At 72.2% G+C, this 18,933-nt stretch carries 20 protein-coding genes; 12 read left to right on the forward strand and 8 right to left on the reverse strand.

Annotated features, from left to right (window positions below; all coding sequences use genetic code 11):
* Positions 1–30: 30 nt before the first annotated feature.
* Both GA0070619_RS03940 and GA0070619_RS03945 read right to left on the reverse strand, forming a co-directional pair.
* Complete coding sequence (locus GA0070619_RS03940; protein ID WP_088946798.1) at positions 31–930, reverse strand: carbohydrate kinase family protein; 900 nt, start codon at positions 928–930, stop codon at positions 31–33.
* Complete coding sequence (locus GA0070619_RS03945; RefSeq protein ID WP_088946799.1) at positions 927–1,862, reverse strand: pseudouridine-5'-phosphate glycosidase; 936 nt, start codon at positions 1,860–1,862, stop codon at positions 927–929. The genes GA0070619_RS03940 and GA0070619_RS03945 overlap by 4 nt, the downstream gene beginning before the upstream one ends.
* An 88-nt stretch (positions 1,863–1,950) precedes the next feature.
* Between GA0070619_RS03945 and GA0070619_RS03950 the strand changes: the two genes are divergently transcribed.
* The 3 genes from GA0070619_RS03950 to GA0070619_RS03960 all read left to right on the forward strand — a co-directional run bounded on the left by GA0070619_RS03950 (position 1,951) and on the right by GA0070619_RS03960 (position 4,786).
* The gene (locus GA0070619_RS03950) at positions 1,951–2,169 is read left to right on the forward strand and encodes a DUF3039 domain-containing protein (RefSeq protein ID WP_088946800.1); all 219 of its coding nucleotides are present in this window, start codon (positions 1,951–1,953) and stop codon (positions 2,167–2,169) included.
* A gap of 40 nt (positions 2,170–2,209) precedes the next feature.
* Positions 2,210–2,872: a trimeric intracellular cation channel family protein gene (locus GA0070619_RS03955; protein ID WP_088946801.1), complete on the forward strand. Its 663-nt coding sequence runs from the start codon at positions 2,210–2,212 to the stop codon at positions 2,870–2,872.
* Positions 2,873–3,052: 180 nt separating this feature from the next.
* Complete coding sequence (locus GA0070619_RS03960; protein ID WP_088946802.1) at positions 3,053–4,786, forward strand: DEAD/DEAH box helicase; 1,734 nt, start codon at positions 3,053–3,055, stop codon at positions 4,784–4,786.
* Positions 4,787–5,582: 796 nt separating this feature from the next.
* On the opposite strand, the gene GA0070619_RS03965 is transcribed toward GA0070619_RS03960, so the two are convergent.
* Together GA0070619_RS03965 and GA0070619_RS03970 are read right to left on the reverse strand one after the other, a co-directional pair.
* A complete protein-coding gene (locus tag GA0070619_RS03965) occupies positions 5,583–5,816 on the reverse strand; it encodes a DUF7455 domain-containing protein (protein ID WP_030489368.1) in 234 nt (77 codons plus the stop codon).
* A gap of 245 nt (positions 5,817–6,061) precedes the next feature.
* Complete coding sequence (locus GA0070619_RS03970) at positions 6,062–7,651, reverse strand: RNA polymerase sigma factor (RefSeq protein WP_088946803.1); 1,590 nt, start codon at positions 7,649–7,651, stop codon at positions 6,062–6,064.
* A gap of 288 nt (positions 7,652–7,939) precedes the next feature.
* On the opposite strand from GA0070619_RS03970, the gene GA0070619_RS03975 reads away from it, so the two are divergent.
* Positions 7,940–8,761, forward strand: a complete 822-nt coding sequence (locus GA0070619_RS03975; RefSeq protein WP_088946804.1) for an inositol monophosphatase family protein — start codon at positions 7,940–7,942, stop codon at positions 8,759–8,761.
* 24 nt (positions 8,762–8,785) lie between these two features.
* Here GA0070619_RS03975 and GA0070619_RS03980 read toward each other — a convergent pair whose 3' ends face one another.
* A complete protein-coding gene (locus tag GA0070619_RS03980; protein WP_172862169.1) occupies positions 8,786–9,301 on the reverse strand; it encodes a LytR C-terminal domain-containing protein in 516 nt (171 codons plus the stop codon).
* A gap of 433 nt (positions 9,302–9,734) precedes the next feature.
* Between GA0070619_RS03980 and GA0070619_RS03985 the strand changes: the two genes are divergently transcribed.
* Both GA0070619_RS03985 and GA0070619_RS03990 read left to right on the forward strand, forming a co-directional pair.
* Positions 9,735–10,031, forward strand: a complete 297-nt coding sequence (locus GA0070619_RS03985) for a DUF4193 domain-containing protein (protein WP_007075406.1) — start codon at positions 9,735–9,737, stop codon at positions 10,029–10,031.
* Positions 10,032–10,147: 116 nt separating this feature from the next.
* Positions 10,148–10,972 carry a hypothetical protein gene (locus GA0070619_RS03990; RefSeq protein ID WP_088946806.1) on the forward strand — a complete coding sequence of 275 codons (825 nt, stop codon included), beginning with the start codon at positions 10,148–10,150 and terminating at the stop codon, positions 10,970–10,972.
* A gap of 19 nt (positions 10,973–10,991) precedes the next feature.
* Here the strand turns inward: GA0070619_RS03990 and GA0070619_RS03995 are convergent, their stop codons facing one another.
* Positions 10,992–11,519, reverse strand: a complete 528-nt coding sequence (locus GA0070619_RS03995; RefSeq protein WP_088946807.1) for a DUF3093 domain-containing protein — start codon at positions 11,517–11,519, stop codon at positions 10,992–10,994.
* 90 nt (positions 11,520–11,609) lie between these two features.
* Here GA0070619_RS03995 and dut point away from each other — a divergent pair, with 90 nt between their 5' ends.
* The 4 genes from dut to GA0070619_RS04015 all read left to right on the forward strand — a co-directional run bounded on the left by dut (position 11,610) and on the right by GA0070619_RS04015 (position 14,038).
* Complete coding sequence (gene dut / locus GA0070619_RS04000) at positions 11,610–12,146, forward strand: dUTP diphosphatase (RefSeq protein ID WP_088946808.1); 537 nt, start codon at positions 11,610–11,612, stop codon at positions 12,144–12,146.
* Positions 12,147–12,171: 25 nt separating this feature from the next.
* The gene (locus tag GA0070619_RS04005; protein WP_088946809.1) at positions 12,172–12,834 is read left to right on the forward strand and encodes a DUF3710 domain-containing protein; all 663 of its coding nucleotides are present in this window, start codon (positions 12,172–12,174) and stop codon (positions 12,832–12,834) included.
* Between the two features lie 114 nt (positions 12,835–12,948).
* Positions 12,949–13,329, forward strand: coding sequence for an OB-fold nucleic acid binding domain-containing protein (locus tag GA0070619_RS04010; RefSeq protein WP_088951536.1), 381 nt, complete (start codon positions 12,949–12,951; stop codon positions 13,327–13,329).
* A gap of 25 nt (positions 13,330–13,354) precedes the next feature.
* Positions 13,355–14,038, forward strand: coding sequence for a DUF3159 domain-containing protein (locus GA0070619_RS04015; RefSeq protein WP_088946810.1), 684 nt, complete (start codon positions 13,355–13,357; stop codon positions 14,036–14,038).
* A gap of 17 nt (positions 14,039–14,055) precedes the next feature.
* Here GA0070619_RS04015 and GA0070619_RS04020 read toward each other — a convergent pair whose 3' ends face one another.
* Positions 14,056–14,745 (reverse strand): potassium channel family protein, encoded by a 690-nt coding sequence (locus tag GA0070619_RS04020; protein WP_088946811.1) that lies wholly within the window; start codon positions 14,743–14,745, stop codon positions 14,056–14,058.
* Positions 14,746–14,748: 3 nt separating this feature from the next.
* Complete coding sequence (locus GA0070619_RS04025; RefSeq protein ID WP_088946812.1) at positions 14,749–15,414, reverse strand: potassium channel family protein; 666 nt, start codon at positions 15,412–15,414, stop codon at positions 14,749–14,751.
* A gap of 164 nt (positions 15,415–15,578) precedes the next feature.
* Here GA0070619_RS04025 and GA0070619_RS04030 point away from each other — a divergent pair, with 164 nt between their 5' ends.
* Positions 15,579–17,666 carry an APC family permease gene (locus GA0070619_RS04030; RefSeq protein ID WP_088951537.1) on the forward strand — a complete coding sequence of 696 codons (2,088 nt, stop codon included), beginning with the start codon at positions 15,579–15,581 and terminating at the stop codon, positions 17,664–17,666.
* Positions 17,667–17,697: 31 nt separating this feature from the next.
* The gene (locus GA0070619_RS04035) at positions 17,698–18,933 is read left to right on the forward strand and encodes a class I SAM-dependent RNA methyltransferase (RefSeq protein ID WP_088946813.1); all 1,236 of its coding nucleotides are present in this window, start codon (positions 17,698–17,700) and stop codon (positions 18,931–18,933) included.

Here is an 18,933-nt window from a genome sequence, read left to right on the forward strand (position 1 = left end):
CACTCGGGAGCCGCGGCCGTGCGCTGGCGACTACGGCTGCGGTCGTGCGCCGACGGTGGAGACGGCCAGCGCCCCCAGGTCGGTGGCGCGGCTCAGCGCCGCGGCCGGGGTGGCACCCGCGAGCCAGGCCGTGAGCAGGCCAGCCGCGAAGGCGTCCCCCGCCCCCGTGACATCCACCACCGCAACCCGCCGGGCCGCAGCCACGCGGACCGCCGCGGTGCGGTCGACCCAGACCGCGCCGGCCCCGCCGCGCTTGACCACGACCCGCCGGGCCGTCGCCGACAACGCCCGCCCCTGCGCCGCCGGGTCCAGCCCACCGGCGAGCACGGTGGCCTCGTCCGCGTTGACCAGCAGCAGGTCGACGTCGCGTACCCAACTCAGGAACGCCGCCGCGCCCACTCGCCGCAGCGGCGCCGCGGAGGCCGCGTCGACGCTGGTGGTGAGCCCACGCTCGCGCGCGGCGGCCAGCGCCCGCAGCCCGGCGTCGCGCGACCCGGCGTCCAACAGGGTGTACGCGGACAGGTGCAGGTGCCCTGCGTCGGGCACCGCCGCGAGGGCCCGCTCGACGTGCGCGCCGGTCAGCCGCAGGTTCGCGCCCCGCTGGCTGACCATGGTGCGCTCGTCGTCGGTGGCCAACACGATCACCGTGCCGGTCGCCACGCCCTCGACGCGTTCGATCGCGCAGTCGACACCCGCCCGCTCCAGCTCGGCCACCCGGTCCCGTCCGGCGTCGTCGTCACCGACGGCGCCGACGAGCGTGACGTCCACCCGCTGCGCCGCTACCCAGGCGGCGGTGTTGGCCGCCTGACCGCCGCCGCCGATGCTGATCTCGGCTCCGGTGTCCGAGCCGGCCGCGAGCGGCCCGGACAGCACGGCGACCACATCGGTGATCACGTCCCCGACGACGACCATCCGGGCCGGTCGGGTCATGCCGGGCCGGTGGTGCGGCGGGCCGCTGCGGCGACCGCGATCCGCGCGGCCAGGTCGGCGTTGCGCAGGATGATCCGGACGTTCACCGCCAGGCTCGCGCCCTCGGTGGCCGAGTGGAAGTACGACAGCAGGTACGGCGTCACGGCCTTACCGGTGACCCCGTCCTGCTCCAGCAGGGCTAGGCCGTCGGCGAGCGTCCGGTCGTGCAGCTCCGGGTCGAGCTGCTCCTCGACCGGCAGCGGGTTGGCGACGAGCAGTCCGCCGGTGTGCACGGCGTGCTCGTCGCGGGCGGCGAGCACGGCGGCGACCTGCTCCGGCGAGTCCACCGACCAGTCCAGGTCGAAGCCGGCGTCGGTCAGGTAGAAGCCGGGGAACCGGCGGGTGCGGTAACCGACCACGGCGACCCCGAGGGTCTCCAACCGCTCCAGCGTCGCGCCCACGTCGAGGATCGACTTGACCCCGGCGCAGACCACCGCGATCGGAGTCTGGGCCAGGGTGCCCAGGTCCGCCGACTCGTCGAAGGTGTGCGCTGCCTCCCGGTGCACCCCACCCAGCCCGCCGGTGGCGAACACCCCGATCCCGGCCGCGGCGGCCACCGCGCTGGTCGCGGCGACGGTGGTGGCGCCGTCCGCGCCGGTCGCCGCCGCCAGTGCGAGGTCGCGGACGGAGAGCTTGGTCACTCCGTCGACGGTGGCGAGGCGGGTCAACTGCGCGTCGTCCAGACCGACCACCAGCCTGCCGCTGATCATGCCGATCGTCGCCGGGACGGCGCCGGCGTCCCGGACCGTCTGCTCGATCTCCCTGGCCACCCGCAGGTTCTCCGGCCGGGGGAGGCCGTGCGAGACGATGGTGCTCTCCAGGGCGACGACGGGCAGGCCGTCGCGCAAGGCTTCGGCGACCTCGGTTCCGTAGCTGATGCGAAAGTCATTCACACGAGCACGGTACGGGGTGGGGCATGGGCCGGCCTCAAGTGGACCCGGCCGTGATGACCTGCCAAACTTGTCGGTTGGAGGTGCAGACGTGAGCACAGAGGTTCTCGAGCGTCCGGAGCTGAAGGACGCCGACACCGGTCCCGAGATGTTCCACTACGTCCGCAAGGAGAAGATCGCCGAAAGTGCCGTCATGGGCACCTACGTCGTCGCGCTCTGCGGCGAGACGTTCCCGGTCACCAAGGCGGCCAAGCCGGGTTCTCCGGTCTGCCCCAAGTGCAAGGAGATCTACGACTCGTACCGCGAGTGAACCTCGGCCGGTGCTCCGGCCGGCGACGTAGCCTGCGGCGGTGACCACCTCCACCGCCCTGCTCCTCGCCGACCTGACCGGGGTGGCGGTGTTCGCCGCGTCCGGGGCGTCGGCGGCGGTGGCGAAGCGACTGGACCTGTTCGGCGTCGCGTTCGTCGGTTTCGTGGCCGCCCTCGGCGGCGGGATCTTCCGGGACCTGGTCATCGACGAGGTGCCGCCGCTGGCCTTCGCCGACTGGCGATACGCGGCCACCGCCGCGATCACCGCCCTCGCCGTCTTCTGGCTGCACCCGCAACTTGCCCGACTGCGCACCACCGTCCTGGTGCTGGACGCGGCGGGCCTGGCACTGTTCACGGTGACCGGCACGCTCAAGGCACTCGACGCCCGGGTGCCAGCGGTCGGCGCCTGCCTGATCGGCATGCTCACCGCCATCGGCGGCGGGCTCGGCCGCGATCTGCTCACCGCCGAGATCCCCGTCGTGCTGCGTCGGGAGATCTACGCCCTCGCCGCGCTGGCCGGCTCGGTGCTGGTGGTGCTGCTCTACGTGACCGGGCAGACCGGGCCCGTACCGCTCACCGCCGCTGCCGCCCTGGTCTTCGGGCTACGTCTGATCGCGCTGCGTCGGCGCTGGTCCGCGCCGGTGGCGACGCTGCGCCCGCCGCGCGCCGATGGGGCGGATCCCCGCGCCGACCGGGAGTGGTGAGGCCATCCGCGCCAGGGTGGCGAATGTGACCAGCGTGGCGTCGCCTGGGCCGTGGGGCTCGCGCTGGTTATGCTGAGTCGGCCTTCGCGGCAGCTTCTGCGCGGAGGCGTTTTCATGGGCGGCGGTCATCGTGACCCTCGCCCCGGGTCCGCCGTCGTGCGGTCGGAGAGGAGCTTTCGCGTGGCAGCCCGGACGCCGGTGCTCGAGACGTTCCCGGCACTACGCGCCTGGCAGCGCAAAGCCCTGGTGGAATACCTGCGCCGGCGCACCGAGGACTTCACAGCGGTCGCCACGCCGGGCGCCGGCAAGACCACCTTCGCCCTGCGGATCGCGGCCGAGCTGCTCGGTGACGGCACCGTGGAGGCGGTCACCGTGGTCGCCCCGACCGAGCACCTGAAGAACCAGTGGGCCGACGCCGCGGCCCGGGTCGGCATCCAGCTCGACGCCGCGTTCCGCAACGCCGACGTGCACTCCGCAGCCGACTTCCACGGCGCGGTGGTCACCTACGCCCAGGTGGGCATGGCACCGCAGGTGCACCGGCGGCGCACCATGACCAGACGCACCCTGGTCATCCTCGACGAGATCCACCACGCGGGCGACTCCCGATCCTGGGGAGACGGGGTGAAGAACGCCTTCGACCCCGCCGTACGCCGGCTGATGCTCACCGGGACACCGTTCCGCTCCGACGACAACCCGATCCCGTTCGTCAGCTACGAGCGGGGCGGAGACGGGCTGCTGCGCTCACGTGCCGACTCCGTGTACGGCTACTCCGACGCCCTGCGCGACGGCGTGGTCCGGCCGGTGCTCTTCCTGGCGTACTCCGGGGAGACCCGTTGGCGGACCAACGCGGGGGAGGAGTTGGCCGCCCGCCTCGGTGAACCGATGACGCAGGACCTGGTGGCGCAGGCGTGGCGTACCGCCCTGGACCCGGCCGGGGACTGGATGCCGCAGGTGCTGCGCGCCGCCGACGCCCGACTGACCGTGCTGCGCAACGCGGGCATGGCCGACGCCGGTGGTCTGATCATCGCCACCGACCAGCAGACCGCCCGCTCGTACGCCAAGCTGATCGAGCAGGTGACCGGCGAGAAGGCCGCCGTGGTGCTCTCCGACGACCAGGGCGCGTCCGCGCGGATCGCGACGTTCGCGGCGTCCGACCAGCGATGGCTGGTCGCGGTGCGGATGGTGTCCGAGGGTGTCGACATCCCCCGACTGGCGGTCGGCGTCTACGCCACCAGCGCCAGCACGCCGCTCTACTTCGCCCAGGCGATCGGCCGGTTCGTGCGAGCCCGCCGGCCCGGTGAGACCGCGTCGGTCTTCCTGCCCAGCGTGCCCCACCTGCTCGGCCTGGCCAGCGAGATGGAGACCGAGCGGGACCACGTCCTCGGCAAACCCAAGGAATCCGACGGGCTCGACGACGATCTGCTGGAACGGGCGCAGCGCGACGACCAGGCCAGCGGCGAGTTGGAGAAGCGGTTCGCCGCGCTCTCGGCCACCGCCGAACTGGACCAGGTGATCTTCGACGGCGCGTCGTTCGGCACCGCGGCCCAGGCCGGCACCCCGGAGGAAGAGGAATACCTCGGCCTGCCCGGCCTGCTCACCGCCGACCAGGTGTCGCTGCTGCTGACCAAACGGCAGGCCGCACAGCTCGCCGCCCAACGCCGCCGTACCGCCGACGGGGCCGCTCAGCCGGCCTCTGCGCCCACGGCGGCGCCACCGGCACCCATGAGCGCCGCTCAGCGTCGCGTGGCGCTCCGGCGCCAACTGAACGCCCTGGTGGCCGCTCGCCACCATCGCACCGGCCAGCCGCACGGCAAGATCCACGCCGAGCTGCGCCGGCTCTGCGGCGGCCCTCCGAGCGCCCAGGCCACCATCGAGCAGCTCGAGGAACGCATCGCGACCGTCCAGACCCTCTAGACCTGCCGCATCGGTGTTGCCTGCGGTCGAGGTCTGCGGTAGAGGTCTGCGGCCGTGCTTGCTTCCGGCGTGATCCACTCGGTTTCCTTGAAAACGCGGTCTTCGAGCGCGGAGGAAACCGCGACTTCCGTGAAATCGAGTGGATCACGGGCTGGCCTGGGGTGAGACCGAGGATTACGTGCCCGGGACGCCCGCGGGTGCCGTCTGCGGAGCGTCCTACTTCAAGATCGCGCAGTAACCGGGATGTAGTGGCATCGGCGCGTCGATGAGGCCACTACATCCTGGTTCGAGCACGATCTTGGGCGCGGGGCGCGGGGCGCGGGGCGCGGGGCGCGGGGCGCGGGGCGCGGGGCGCGAAGATCCACACAGTTTCGGGGAAGTTGCTGCCTCGCGGGCGCCGGAGGCAGCAACTTCACCGAAGTAGTGCGGATCTTGGCGGCACTCCGGCGGCGTGCGTCCCTGGGGCCGGCGCGGGCAAGCGCGCGGGCGGGGCAAGCGGAACGGAGGGTGGGGCAAGCGCGCGGCATGGGCGGGGCGAGAGCGCGGCATGGGCGGGGCGAGCGCGCGGGGCGCGGGGCGGGCAAGCGCCCGGCACGGGCGGGGCAAGCGCGGGGCGGGGCGAGCGCGCGGGGCGCGGGGCGGGCGAGCGCCGGCACGGGCGGGCAAGCGCGGGGCGGGGCAAGTGCGGGCGCGGGGCGAGGGCGGTGGCCGGGCCGGGGCGGGGTGGTTTGGGTAGCGAAAAGCCGGCCGGAGACACCCTCGGGGTGCCTCCGGCCGGCTATGTCGGTTTGCGGATTTAGTTCGCCATCAGATCGGCGCCACGCCAGCTGAAATCGGGCTCCGTCGCGAACCGCTCGGTGATCTTCACGAGATCCTCCGCGTACTTGTTCGCATGGTGCCCGCAGAACACCAGCTCGCTCCCACCCGTCAGGGTGATCCGGAGCTTCCCGGCAGCATTGCAGCGGTCGCACCGTTCATCGGCGGCTGGGGGAGCCGCCGTCACGGGCGGCGGCGTGAGGGTCGGGGTCATCGCCTTCCTCCTCTGGTCGTCACCGATGAACAATCTCTTCGGTCGTTGCTCACCTATGGTGCAACACCCTTACTAGGCACTGCCTTCCCTGTGTGCCCGCGGGGGACCGAGGTCACACCTGGCAGGGACAGTGTGCCGTGCACCCAGGGTGCCACGTCAACGATCACATTCGTGCATCCGGACGATCACCATCTGGTGTTGCACACCAGGTGGTCAAAAAGACACGTTCGGTTGACGAAACCCGCTCAGTCCAGGTAATCCCGGAGGACCTGCGACCGGGACGGGTGACGCAGTTTGGACATCGTCTTGGACTCGATCTGCCGGATCCGCTCCCGGGTCACCCCGTAGACCTGGCCGATCTCGTCCAGCGTCCGCGGCTGACCGTCGGTCAGGCCGAAGCGCAGGCGTACCACACCCGCCTCACGCTCGGAGAGCGTCTGCAGCACCTGCTGGAGCTGGTCCTGCAGGAGCGAGAACGAAACCGCGTCCACCGCGACCACGGCCTCGGAGTCCTCGATGAAGTCACCGAGTTGGCTGTCGCCCTCGTCGCCGATGGTCTGGTCCAGTGAGATGGGCTCCCGAGCGTACTGCTGGATCTCCAGCACCTTCTCGGGTGTGATGTCCATCTCCTTGGCCAGCTCCTCCGGAGTGGGCTCGCGGCCCAGGTCCTGGAGCAGCTCACGCTGTATGCGGCCAAGCTTGTTGATGACCTCGACCATGTGCACCGGGATGCGGATGGTGCGGGCCTGGTCGGCCATCGCGCGGGTGATCGCCTGCCGGATCCACCAGGTGGCGTACGTGGAGAACTTGTAGCCCTTGGTGTAGTCGAACTTCTCCACCGCGCGGATCAGGCCGAGGTTGCCCTCCTGGATCAGGTCGAGGAACGCCATGCCACGGCCCGTGTACCTCTTGGCCAGCGACACCACCAGTCGGAGGTTCGCCTCCAGGAGGTGGTTCTTGGCCCGCTCGCCGTCGCGGGAGATCCAGCCCAGGTCACGGACCATGTCCCGGACGAGCTTCTCCTCGCCCTCGTCGGCCGCGCGCAGCCGCTCCGCGGCGTAGAGCCCGGCCTCGATCCGCTTGGCCAGCTCCACCTCCTGCTCGGCGTTGAGCAGCGGAACCTTGCCGATCTGCTTCAGGTACGCACGGACCGAGTCGGCCGAGGCGGTCAGCTCGGCGTCGCGCCGGGCCTGCTTGAGGGCCTCGGACTCCTCGTCGTCCCACTCGAAGTCGTTGTCGGTCGCCGAGGCGGCGGCGTCGGTCTCGGCGGCCTGGGCCAGCTCGGCCGGCTCCTCGACCACCACGTCCTCGATGGCGGCGGCCAGCTCCTCCGGGTCGATCTCACCCTCGGCGCCCTCACCCTTGGCCTTGGTGCCGGCCTTGGCGCCAGCGGCGGCGACCGTGGCCTTGGTGGCCCGGGTCGACTTGGTGGCCTTCGCCGGCGTCGCACCGCCCTCGGCGGGGGCGGCCTTGCGGGCGGCCACCTTGCGCGGGGCAGGCGCGGACGGCGCGTCGTCGGAGGCGGGCGCCTGCTTCGGGGCGGGCGCCGCGGCCTTCTTGGTGGTCTTGGCAGTGGTGGCCCGGGACGCCGGCGTGGTCGAACGGGCCGCGGCGACGCGGCGGCGGGTGCTCGCCGAGCCGTCCACCACCACGGTCACTCCCGCCTCGGAGAGCGCCCGCAGAATCTTCTTGGCCTGGGCCGGAGTCACCTCGGCGGACTCGACGGTGCGCGCGAGCTGGGCCGACGTGAGCTGACCACCGGCGCTCTGCGCGTGGGCGATCAGGGTGTCGGTGAGCGAGCGAACGTCGGCGCCGGTCTGGCGGGGTTCTGTCACGAATGACCTTCCGGAGGCGAAGAGCGGGCACGGCCGGGTTGTCCGGCACAGCGTGGGGCAACCGGGCCGGGCAGTGTGGTTGAGGGACCCCCGTGTCCCGGACCGGCCGGTGGTCGGCGGTCCGTGGCGCGTGGGCAGGGGTGAATTGTAACGCCGTCTGCCGCGATCTTCCTGCGCCGCACTGCTTAACGGCGGTGGGACCGCCGATTCGGCGCTGATGTGGACTTTGTAAGGATGATACTCGCGCGGGGCGCGGAACGCCCCGGTCGCGTGGAAGGGGACGTTGGGATGGACCGTTCGGCGCCGTCACCTCGGGAACTTTTGGCGGTCGCGCTGGGCGTCGCGCGCGATGCGGCGGCCACCGCGTACCGGATGCGGGTCGAGGGTGTCTCGGTGGCGGCGACCAAGAGCACTGTCACCGACGTGGTCACCGCGGCGGACCGGGCGGTCGAACGGCAGGTGCTCGACGCGCTGAAGCAGTTGCGGCCGGACGACGCGGTGCTCGGCGAAGAATACGGCATTCGGGACACCGGGCCGGTCGCTCCGGGCGGGGTGCGCTGGATCATCGACCCGATCGACGGCACCGTCAACTACCTCTACGGGCTGCCGTACAGCGCGGTGTCGCTGGCCGCCGAGGTGGACGGGGTGGTGGTCGCCGGCGTGGTGCGCAACGTGAGCACCGGCGAGGAGTGGACGGCCACGGTCGGGGGCGGGGCCTGGCGCGACGGTGTCCGGTTGCGCTGCTCCGGCGAGACTGACCTGGGGCAGGCGCTGGTCGGCACCGGCTTCGGCTACGACGCCGGGCGCCGCACGCACCAGGCCCAGGTGGTGGCCGGGCTGATCGCACACGTCCGGGACATCCGTCGGCTCGGTGCCGCCGCGCTGGATCTCTGCCTGGTCGCGGAGGGCCGGCTCGACGCGTACTTCGAGAAGGGCCTCGCGGCCTGGGACCTGGCGGCCGGCGGGCTGGTGGCCGCCGAGGCGGGCGTGCGTGTCGCCGGCCTGGCCGGTGGCCCGCCGGGGCCCGATCTGGTGGTCGCGGCCCCACCCGCGCTCTTCGGGCCGCTGCACGACCGGCTGGCCGAGCTGGATGCCGCTGGCGGGCCCTGAGCGGCCGTCAGGGCAGTCAGGCCGTCACTTGGCGACGGGGGACGGGCAGGAGCCCTTGGGTGCCCGTGGCGCGCCGATGTCACCGAGGGACTGGTTGACCTCGGTCGTGGTGGCGAGCTGCTGGAAGCCGTTGCCCAGCACCACGTCCACGACGTCGTCGGTGCGCTTCTCGTCGTAGCCCGGCACGGCGTTGTTGAGGAAGTACGCCTGCAGCAGGTGCGCGGAGCCGACGCCCTTCGGGCCGTAGCGCAGCACTGCCACGTCGTCGATCCCCTTGGGGTCGTTGCCGACCTTCTTCACCTGGAACTTGCGGTTGCGGAAGTCGTCCGCGACGGTGCCGGCCCGGCCGGGCTCGTCGGTCGCGTTGAACACGTTGATCTTGACGTCCTTGGGCTCGTGCAGTGTCACGTCGGCCAGCGGCCAACCCTCCGGGCAGCCCGCGGCCGTGCCCGCCTTCCCCTGGGTGTCCCGGATGATCGCGGTGACCACGAACGCCAGGGCCAGCACCCCGAGCAGGCCGACGACGACGAGTGCTCGCACTCGCGCAAAACTCATCTGGGCACTCCCGGGACCTCAGGTGGGTGGCGGCAGCCGGCAACGATCAGACTGGCCGCCGGCCGTCGAATACGCCGCTGAGGTTAACGGTTGTCCGGCCGTCGCGTGGAAACAGCCCGACATGCCGGCGCGCCGACCGCGAACCGGGTACTACTACCCCTATCTTCGTGTCGCCTGAATCACATTGGGAACAACTTCGCGTGCGGGGGCGTACATCTCAGCCGCAAGGGCGGTATACATGCCTCGCCCAAGGGGGGGTAAGGTTCCGCGCTCGCAGGGGAGTCGCCCCAGCGAGCTCGACCCGTTCGGTCCTCGGGTCGGGTGCCCGACACAAGTGGTGGCCGGCCAGCGGAACCGAAACAGCGTCGTCCGGCGTTACAACCGGAAGCGACAACATCGATATGGGAGAGTGAAACCGATGGCCACCGACTACGACGCCCCGCGTCGCGACGAGGTCGACCTCGGCGAGGACAGCCTGGAAGAGCTCAAGGCACGGCGCGTCGACTCACAGTCGGGCGCGGTGGACGTCGACGAGGCCGAGGTGGCCGAGAGCTTCGAGCTGCCCGGTGCCGATCTGGCCGACGAGGAGCTCACGGTCAAGGTGCTTCCGATGCAGCAGGACGAGTTCCGGTGCGCCCGCTGCTTCCTGGTACATCACCGTAGCCAGCTGGCAGTCGAGCGTAACGGCGAGTTGATCTGCCGCGAGTGCGTCTGACAACCACGACACCGGCGGCGGCCTCCTGAACGGGGCCGCCGCTGCTGGTGTAGGCGTGCGCCGGTAGTGGGTACCTGCTTGACTCGTAGCGGGTAGCCACAGCACCGGGAGGTCCGATGAGCGATCGAGGCGGCACCACCGACGATGGCACGGGCAGCGTTGGTGCCACCGGCGGCACGGACGACCTCGGCGCCACCGTCGCGGCGCTGACCGCGGACGACCTCGCTCCGGCCCGTCGCCGCCAACTGCTGACCCGGATGGTCGGGCAGGCCCGCGCCCGGGGCATCTCCGACCTGTTCAAGCCCCGTGCCGCCGTGCGCTGGATGGTCGACACCGTCACCGAGGTCGCCCCGCACATCCCGGTGCGGGACCTGGCCACCCTGCGCCGGCATTTCCCCGGCCTGGACGATGCCGCCCTGGCCGACCGGCTCATCCGCAACGCGTCCCGGGCCACCGCCGCGATCGGCGCGGCCGGCGGGGGAGTCGCCGCCGTCGAGTGGACGGTCGCCCCGACCCTGCTCTCCGCGCCGGTGCTGCTCGCCGCCGAGACCGTCGCCGTGGTGTCGGTGGAACTGAAACTGGTCGGTGAGCTGCACGAGGTCCACGGCGTGGCGCTACCGGAGGGCGGCAGCCAACGGGCGGTCGCCCTGGTGCACTCCTGGGCCACCCAGCGTGGGGTCAACCCGATGGTGCCCGGCGTGGGGGTGGGCGCGGTGCTCGGCACCGCGGCCCGCAAGGAACTGCGGGACATGCTGCTGCGGCGTTTCGGTCGCAACCTCACCACGCTCGGGCCGTTCCTGACCGGCGCGGCTGTGGCCAGCTTCCTCAACCGCCGGGCCACCCAGCAGATGGCCGAGCAGCTTCAGGTGGACCTGCGCCGGCGGGGCATCGCCCGACCCGCGCCACCGGCAGCCCTGCCCGGCCCACCGACCGGCACCTGACCGGGTCGACGGCGTCGGATCAGCCCTGCTCACCCGTGGTGGGTCGGGAGAGCGCCAGAGCGTCCCGCGCGGCCAGCACCGCCTCCGCCAGCTCGACGGGGTGCCGCGTGCTCACCACCCAGAACGGGGTCGGATCGGCCGGGTCGTCGAGCACCACCTGCACGGCGCCGCCGATCCACGGCCGCTGCACCACGAAGGCGAGCGGGTCCGCGCCGACCCCGAGCACCTCACGGCGGCCGGCCACGTCCAGCGGCACCACGTCGGCCACGAAGCGGACCGGCAGGCGGGCGTCGTCCACCCGCAGCTCGGAGTCGGCGACCCCGATCCGGATCCGGCCGAGCCACCACAGCCCTGCCGCGGTGAGGGGCAGCAGCACGACGAACGGCAGCCAGGCGCGCACGCCGGCGGCGCCCATCCAGATCTCGACGGCCAGCAGCGCGGCGGCCACCAGCCCGCCCAGCCACAACCACCAGGGCAGATCCAACCGTTCGGCGTACGCCGGGCGGGCGTCGACCGGCGGCTGATCGGCGGAGGGAGAGGGCGACATGCTCACTCCTGCGAGGGTACGGCGCACGGCGGCTCGGCGAACCGGCAGGATGGCAGGGTCACCCCGAGAACCGGACGGAAGAGGGGACCCGTGACCGACGTCGTACCCGTGCCCGTGCAGCTGCTCGACTCCGAGCTGCCGCTGCCCACGTACGCCCATCCCGGCGACGCCGGGGCCGACCTGGTGGCGGCCGCGGACGTGGAACTGCCGCCCGGTGGCCGTGCCCTGGTGCCCACCGGCGTGGCCATCGCGCTGCCGGAGGGGTACGTGGGTCTGGTCCATCCCCGTTCCGGTCTGGCGGCCAGGCTCGGCGTGACGGTGCTCAACGCGCCCGGTACGGTCGACGCCGGCTACCGGGGTGAGATCCTGGTCAACCTGATCAATCATGATCGGGATGTGCCGGCGAAGATCTCCCGCGGCGACCGGATCGCGCAGCTCGTGGTCCAGCAGGTCGCACGGGCGCGGTTCGAGCCGGTGGTCGAGCTGCCCACGTCCCGGCGTGGGGTCGGCGGGCACGGGTCGACCGGCGGGCACGCCGGGCTGGTGCCGTCGCCGACGGGCCAGGACCGGGTCGAGCGGCGGCCAGACGAGCCGGGCCGCGGGCAGACGGAAGAGGTGGCAGGGTGAGTGTGAACAGCGGAGGGCAGGCGCAGTGATCTTCTCCCGAAAGCGGGCCGACGCCGAGCGGCAGACCCGTGACGACCGGGCCACCCAGGTCCCCGACCAGGGCGATGCGGCGCCGGCGTTGGAGCGCGGCCCGTACGACATCTCCGAGAGCTACGACGACGTGCAGCGACTCGACCTGGGAAGCCTGCACATCCCGGCGATCGCCGACGTCGAGGTGCGGGTGCAGGCCGACCCGCAGGGTGTGGTCCAGCAGGTGGTGCTGGTGCATGGCGACAACGCACTCCAGCTGGGCGTCTTCGCCGCCCCCCGGTCCGAGGGGATCTGGGGCGAGGTGCGCGAGGAGATCCGGCAGTCCCTGCTGCGCGACGGCGCGAGCGCGCAGGAGGTCGAGGGCGAGTACGGCCCGGAGCTGCACGCCCAGGTGAACACCCCGGACGGCCCGACGAACCTGCGGTTCGTCGGCATCGACGGGCCGCGCTGGATGGTCCGCGGCGTGTTCCAGGGCCCGGTGGCCACCAACCCGGCCGTGGCCGGGCCGCTGGTGGAGTGCCTGGACGGCCTGGTGGTCGACCGTGGCCAGGAGGCCAAGCCGGTCCGTGAGCCGCTGCCGCTGCGGCTGCCCCGCGAGATCGCCGACCAGGCCGAGGCCGAGGCGGGCGCCGCCGCCGCCGAGCCGCGCCAGGTCTGACCCGCGCGCACCGGCCCGCCGGAACCAGCCCCGTCGGCGTACGCTGGCGGCACGGTTCCGGCGCCGCCGGTGCCGGCCGGGGACGGCGAGCGTGGAGAGGGTGACGCGGAGGTCATGACGACCGACGAGGGCCGGGTGTCGCTGCGGCGCATCCTGCAACGGTTCACCGCCAGCGAGGCCGAGATAGACGCGCAGGAGCTGCGGCGCGAGAGCGCCCAGTGCGGCGGGATCCCGGCACAGCAGTGCTCCCGGGGTCAGCTGGTGTCGGTCGCTGGTCGGCTGCGCACGGTGGTCTACACGCCGCGCACCAACCTGCCCACCCTGGAGGCCGACCTGTATGACGGCAGCGACGTGGTCACCCTGGTCTGGTTGGGTCGACGGCACATCGCCGGGATCGAGCCGGGCCGGCACCTGACCGCCCGTGGCCGGGTGGCGGTGCGCGACGAGCGCAAGGTCATCTACAACCCCTACTACGAGCTGGACTCGCCGAAGTGACGGCGTTGCGGACGGAAGGCCGGCGATGACGACGGGACAGCACCGGGCGGCGCAGCCGGAGACCGGCCCTCCGGAGGAGGAGCCGCTGCCGACGATCGCCGAGCAGATGGCCGACCAGCTTGGCGGCTGGCGGGGCCTGGTCGAGTCGAGCATCCCGGTCGTGGTCTTCGTTCTCGCCAATGTCATCGGCGAGCTGCGACCGGCGGTGATCGCCTCGGTCTCCGTCGCGCTGCTGATCGCCGGGCTGCGGTTGGCCCAGCGTCGGCCGATCCGGCATGCCATCAACGGGCTGTTCGGCGTCGGCGTCGGCGCGGCCATCGCCTGGCGCACCGGCGACGAGCGCGATTTCTACCTTCCCGGCATCCTCTACGGCATCGGGTACGGCGTCGCTCTGCTGATCTCGGCGGCGATCCGGCAGCCGCTGGTGGGCTGGATCTGGTCGGTGCTGGTCGCCAAGGGCCGCTCGGAATGGCGCACCGACCCGAAGCTGGTGCGCACCTTCACCCAGCTCACCGTGCTCTGGGGCGTGGTCTGGTTGGCCAAGGTGGGCGTGCAGGCAGGGCTCTACCTGGCCCATCAGGACACCGCGCTGGGCGTGGCCCGGCTGGCGCTGGGCTACCCGCCGTACGCGCTGCTGCTGCTGATCACGGTCTGGACGGTGCGCCGGGTCACCCGGGAGTCGTCGCCGACCCCGCTGCCCGGCGCCTGACCGAACGGCCCGTGGGCTCAGCGTGAGCCGCGGGTCCGCTCGACGCTGTCCGGCCCGAGGATCACCGCGCGGACCTGGTCCTCCACCTCGGCGGTGCAGACGAAGATCAGCTCGTCGCCGGCCTCGATCGGGTCGTCCGGGCTGGGCACCAGGACCCGCTTGCCACGCAGGATCGCCACCAGCGCGGAGTCGCGGGGCAGCGGCACGGCGTGGATCGGCTGACCGACGTAGGGCGCGGTCGGCGGCAGGGTGATCTCGACCAGGTTCGCCTCACCCTGGCGGAAGGTCATCAGCCGGACCAGGTCGCCGACGGTGACGGCCTCCTCGACCAGCGCGGCCATCACCCGCGGCTTGCTCACCGCGACGTCGACGCCCCACTGTTCGGTGAACAGCCACTCGTTCTCGGCCCGGTTGACCCGGGCCACCACGCGCGGCACCGCGAACTCGGTCTTGGCCAGCAGCGACAGCACCAGGTTGGTCTTGTCGTCGCCGGTCGCCGCGACCACCACGTCGCACCCGGCGATGTTGGCCTCCTCCAGGCTGGCCACCTCGCACGCGTCGGCGAGCACCCACTCGGCCGCCGGCACCCGGTCCGGGCGCAGCATCTTGGGTTGGCGTTCGATCAGCATCACCTGGTGGCCGTTGTCGATCAGCTCCTGGGCGATCGAGCGGCCCACGTTGCCCGCGCCCGCGATGGCGACCCGCATGGCTCAGTGCCCCCCTTCCGGCGGCGCCGCCGCCACCGACGTGACCGTCGCCACGATGTCATCGCTGACCAGCATGAACACCTGGTCACCCTCCTGTACGACGGTGGAGCCGGTGGGCAGCGTGCCGATGCCGAAGCGGATCAGGTAGGCGACCCGTGCGCCGGACGCCTCCTCCAGTGTGCGCAACGACCGGCCGATCCAGTCCTTGTGGACCGGCACCTCGACGATCGACACGGTGCTCGTGGGGTCGCGGAAGATCTCCACGTTGCCCTCCGGCACCAGGTGCCGCAGCATCCGGTCGGCAGTCCAGCGCACTGTCGCGACGGTGGGGATGCCCAGCCGCTCGTAGACCTGCGCCCGGCGCTGGTCGTAGATGCGGGCGGCGACCCGGGACACGCCGAACGTCTCGCGGGCCAGCCGCGCCGAGATGATGTTGGAGTTGTCGCCGCTCGACACCGCCGCGAAGGCGTCCGCGCGCTCGATGCCGGCCTGTCGGAGAACCTCGCCGTCGAAGCCGGCCCCGGTCACCGTGATCCCGGCGAAGTCGGGGCCGAGCCGGCGGAACGCGTCGGCGTCCTGGTCGATCACCGCCACCGAGTGCCCTCGGGACTCCAGGCTGTGCGCGAGGGTCGACCCGACCCGGCCACATCCCATGATCACGACGTGCACGCTGTCCCTCCCAAGGTGCGTACCGCCCCCGCTTCCGGTGGCCTCCGAGTGCGAGCCTGCCACGTCCCGGCGGGAAGCGGGGACCGACCGTACCCCCGTCGTCGTGAGCAGCCGTGATCGCCCACCCCCGCGCCCCCGCCGTGGTGGTCGTACCCTTGGCGTTCGTGGCCAGTCCCACCTCGCTGCTGAAGCGGCTCCTCCTCGGTCGACCGTTCCGGTCCGACCGGCTCCAGCACACCCTCCTGCCGAAGCGCATCGCGCTGCCCGTGTTCGCCTCCGACGCGCTGTCCAGCGTCGCGTACGCGCCCGACGAGATCCTGCTCACCCTCTCCATCGCCGGCGCCTCGGCGTTCCTGTTCTCTCCATGGATCGCGCTGGCAGTGGTCGTGGTGATGCTCACCGTGGTGGCCAGCTACCGGCAGAACGTGTACGCCTACCCGTCCGGCGGTGGCGACTACGAGGTGGCCACTGTCAACCTGGGCCCGAAGTTCGGCGTCGGGGTGGCCAGTGCGCTGCTGGTCGACTACGTGCTCACGGTGGCGGTGTCGGTCTCCTCCGGGGTGGCCAACCTCGGCTCGGTGGTGCCGTTCGTGGCCACCCACAAGGTCCTGATCGCGGTGATCGCGGTGGTGCTGCTGACCGCTGTCAACCTGCGCGGGCTGCGCGAGTCGGGCACGGCGTTCGCCATCCCCACCTACGGTTTCGTGATCGTGATGCTCGGGATGCTGCTCACCGGGCTGTTCCGGGTCTTCGTGCTGGGCGACGACCTCCGTGCACCGAGCGCCGACCTGGTGATCCAGGCCGAGCACAGCGTGACCGGGTTCGCGCTCATCTTCCTGCTGCTGCGGACGTTCAGCTCGGGCGCCGCCGCGCTCACCGGCGTGGAGGCGATCTCCAACGGTGTGCCGGCGTTCAAGGCCCCGAAGAGCCGCAACGCCGCCACCACCCTGCTGCTGCTCGGCACCATCTCGGTGAGCATGCTGGTCGGGATCATCTGGCTGGCCCGGCTGACCCACCTGCAGTTTGTCGAGGACCCGGCCCTGCAGATCGTCTCCGGCCCCGAGGGGTACGTGCAGAAGACCGTCACCACCCAGCTCGGTGAGACGGTCTTCGGGTCCGGGTCGATCCTGCTCTACGTGCTGGCCGGGGTGACCGCCCTGATCCTGTTCCTGGCCGCGAACACCGCGTTCAACGGGTTCCCGGTGCTCGGCTCGATCCTCGCGCAGGACCGCTACCTGCCCCGCCAGTTCCACACCCGCGGCGACCGGCTGGCGTTCTCCAACGGCATCACCTTCCTCGCCCTCTTCGCGATCGTGCTGATCGTCGGCTTCCAGGCCGAGGTGACGAAGCTGATCCAGCTCTACATCGTCGGGGTCTTCGTCTCGTTCACCGTCTCCCAGGCCGGCATGATCCGGCACTGGAACCGGCACCTGCGGACCGAGCGGGACCCGGAGGCGCGCCGCAAGATGTACCGGTCCCGGGCGATCAACACGTTCGGCATGGGCCTGACCGGCACGGTGCTGGTGATCGTCCTGGTCACGAAGTTCCTGCTCGGCGCCTGGATCGCGATCGCCGCGATGGCGGTGATCTACGTGCTGATGCTGGCCATCCGCCGGCACTACGACCGGATCGCCGTCGAGCTGACCCCGCCGGACGAGGGCCGGGCCACGCTGCCCGCCCGCAACCACGCGATCGTGCTGGTCAGCAAACTGCACCAGCCGACACTGCGGGCCATCGCCTACGCCCGGGCCACCCGGCCGGACACGCTGACCGCAGTGACCGTCAACGTGGACGACAAGGACACCCGGGACCTGCAGGCCGACTGGGAGCGGCGGGAGATGGCCATCCCGCTCACCGTGATCGACTCGCCGTACCGGGAGATCACCCGCCCGATCCTGGACTTCGTCGCCTCCACCCGCCGCAAGTCACCCCGCGACGTGGTCACCGTCTTCATCCCGGAGTACGTGGTCGGCCGCTGGTGGGAGAACCTGCTGCACAACCAGAGCGCCCTGCGCCTCAAGGGCCGACTGCTCTTCGAACCGGGGGTGATGGTGGTCAGCGTGCCGTGGCAGCTCGCGTCGACAGCGAGCAAGAACCTGGACCGGCTGGACGCCACACTGTCCCGGACACCGGCACGGGGGCCGCGCGGCACCGTGCCGCCGCTGGTCTCCGCACCGCCGGTGGTTTCTCCGCCGCCGCCCGGTGAGGGCGGCCCGGCGGACCGCGCAACGGAAGGAAACGGCCGTGACTGAGTCGGGCGGACAGCGAACCGCGACAACCCCGGTGCCACCGGCACCCGAGCGTGGGCTGGCCGAGGCGGAACGGGTCGAGCTGACCGTGGACGCGGTCGCCCCCGGCGGGCACTGCGTGGCACGGGTGGACGGGCAGGTCGTCTTCGTCCGGCACGCGCTGCCCGGTGAACGGGTCATCGCCGAGGTCACCGAGGTGCACCGGGGGTTCGTCCGGGCCGACGCGGTGACGGTGCTGGACCCCTCACCGGACCGGGTCGAGCCGCCCTGCCCGTACGCCAGGCCGGGCGCGTGTGGCGGCTGCGACCTGCAACACGTCGCCCCGGACGCGCAACTGGCCTGGAAGACCGCAGTGGTGCGCGAGCAGTTGGTCCGCCTCGGCGGGCTGACCGACGCCGAGCTGGACAAGCTCGGCGTCCGGGTCGAGGCGCTGCCCGGCGGGCTGCTCGGCTGGCGCTCCCGGGTCCGGTACGCCGTGGACGCCGCGGACCGGGCCGGTCTGCTCAAGCACCGGTCGCACGAGGTGGTGCCGATCGACCGCTGCCGGATCGCCCACCCGGCCATCCAGCAGCTGCCGGTGCTCACCGAGCGCTGGCCGGCCGCCGAGGGGGTCGAGACGATCGCCAGCACCGGCGGGGACGTGACCGTCACGGAGATCCGCGACGGGGTGCCCACCCTGGTGAGCGGGCCGACCGAGGTCCGCGAGGTGGCCGCCGGACGGGACTGGACGCTGCCCGCGTCCGCGTTCTGGCAGGTGCACCCGGCCGCGGCGGACACCCTCTGCGCGGCGGTGCTGGACCTGCTGGACCCACAGCCGGGCGAGACCGGATGGGACCTCTACGGCGGCGCTGGGCTGTTCGCCGCGGCCCTCGCCGGACGGGTCGGCGACGCCCGGATCACCCTGGTCGAGTCGAGCCGGGACGGGGTGGACGCGGCCCGGGCCAACCTGGCCGACCTGCCCCAGGTCGAGGTGGTCGCCGCCCGGGTGGAGACCGCGCTGACCCGCCGACGGATCACCGGCCCGGTCGACGTGGTGGTGCTCGACCCGCCGCGCTCCGGCGCGGGCGCCCAGGTGGTGCGTGACATCGTCGCCGCCGGCCCGCGAGCGGTCGCGTACGTGGCCTGTGACCCGGCGGCCTTCGCCCGGGACGTCCGCACCTTCACCGAGCTCGGTTGGCGGCTGGCGGCGCTGCGGGGCTTCGACCTGTTCCCGATGACACAGCACGTCGAGCAGGTGGGGCTGCTGCTCCCGCCGCGGATCGCGCTCTGA

The sequence above is a fragment of the Micromonospora zamorensis genome, assembly GCF_900090275.1.
GTDB lineage: Bacteria > Actinomycetota > Actinomycetes > Mycobacteriales > Micromonosporaceae > Micromonospora > Micromonospora zamorensis.